Origin of the sequence: Escherichia sp. KCJ4928, from assembly GCF_004352695.1 — a bacterium.
Taxonomy (GTDB): Bacteria; Pseudomonadota; Gammaproteobacteria; order Enterobacterales; family Enterobacteriaceae; genus ECMA0423.
Map to the genome: position 1 here is coordinate 1 of NZ_SJWV01000679.1, position 339 is coordinate 339.

General features: G+C 56.6%; 1 pseudogene. It reads right to left on the reverse strand.

Annotated features, from left to right (window positions below):
• Positions 1-339, reverse strand: a pseudogene (locus E0D98_RS26230) (ATP-binding protein); the annotation flags it as partial.

Below are 339 nucleotides of genomic sequence, written 5' to 3' on the forward strand. Positions count from 1 at the left end.
AGTCCAGTAACAATTCTGCTGAGTTATCGCGCTGAACTGTGCCGAACACATCCCGGATGGATGGCTGTCCCAGCAGGGCGGACATTTCAGCCAGCAGGGGCATGGCCTGGTAGTGTGCCCGCTGGGCGGCTGGGATATTGCCAGCCATATGCAGCATGTCCCTGATTTCAAACCAGGTGGCAGCATTCCACCATCCTGCGTCATGTTGTTCAGCGATGCCACTCTCTTCCAGGGCGAGATCCACAAGGGGCTCTGTTCCTGCACGGTACAGTCTGGGGTTGTTTTCGCCATACTCCCTGAAGGCCAGATCCACCAGGTTGCTTATGATTTGCCGGGTGT